The following is a 1,030-nucleotide window of genomic DNA, read 5'->3' as shown; positions in this document are numbered from 1 at the left end:
TAGAGAAAGCTTATTCAAAAGTTTTTCAAATGCCGGTTGCGAAAATAAATATTGCTCCACAAGCACTTTTGATGGCTATCACTCAAATTCAGGTGGTCTCTAGTTTGTACGAGCACGCTTTAAGTCGAAAGCGAGTAACTGAGCTAGGAAAACAATTACAATCATGTGTTAAATGGCCACAGGCCATAGAATCATTGCTTAACCAGGGATGGGAAGTAATTGATAGAAAAGCAACCGCTTCAATAGATACAACCAACGCCGTTAACCTACTCGATAAGTTAGTTGAATGTGCTAATGATGAGCAATCCTCATCACAAACAATTGGAGATTATGTAGATACTAATATTCCTGTAATAGCTCAAATGCAGCAGGAATATGGCTCAAGGTTAGAAAAACTAACTCAAGAGCAAAAGATTCATTTATTAAGTCAACTTTGTGATGACATAAGCATTACAAATAGTGAATTTATTTCTCTTGATATTACTTATAAGTTAGGTGAAGAATTGAAAAAATCTTTAACCGAACATCAAGATGTGATTGATTTGATTAAAGCAATTGCTAGTAATTTGTGATGAACAATAGAATACCTACTGATGAAATGCATTTATTAAGGCAACAGCCTAAAATAAATATTTTTCTTACCCATTGTGACCTGGAAATAATTATTAAGCAATTACAACTAATATCTTCTGACCCTATAAACGTTAACAATCCCATGGGGAAAGAAACACATGATATTGAATCTTATTTAAGCTCTATTTTTCAATTGCAATTAATTTTAGGAATAAACCCTAAAACTAAGAAACATAAAATTTTAGCGCTTCCCTTTGATATTGTAGTTATTTTAATCCAACTTCGTTTAGCATCAACTTACAAAGTAAATGTGGGAATGAACAAATTATTGAAAGGATTATGCATAGTTTGATTGATGATATGAAATCAATTTTAGATCTAACTCCTTGTCTTAAGAGGAATCTTATAGACGATAAAGGTAATTTACCAAAATGGAGTAATTAATAAAATCCCTACA

General features: G+C 31.8%; 2 protein-coding genes. Both read left to right on the top strand.

Annotated elements, in window-relative coordinates:
* The coding region (locus F6K52_RS36795) for a hypothetical protein (RefSeq protein WP_293090241.1) at positions 1 to 572 on the top strand (572 nt) is incomplete at its 5' end.
* Complete coding sequence (locus F6K52_RS36790; RefSeq protein ID WP_293090239.1) at positions 572 to 925, top strand: hypothetical protein; 354 nt, start codon at positions 572 to 574, stop codon at positions 923 to 925. The genes F6K52_RS36795 and F6K52_RS36790, both read left to right, overlap by 1 nt.
* The last annotated feature ends 105 nt before the right edge of the window (positions 926 to 1,030 follow it).

Source organism: Moorena sp. SIO3H5 (assembly GCF_010692395.1).
Taxonomy (GTDB): Bacteria; Cyanobacteriota; Cyanobacteriia; order Cyanobacteriales; family Coleofasciculaceae; genus Moorena.
The sequence above is the reverse complement of the archived record's forward strand: the minus strand, read 5'-3'. Positions and strand labels throughout refer to the sequence as shown.

Bases quoted from the DNA above. Each gene is read 5' to 3' on its own strand.
- F6K52_RS36790 (WP_293090239.1), top strand. From the start codon at position 572: ATGAACAATAGAATACCTACTGATGAAATGCATTTATTAAGGCAACAG.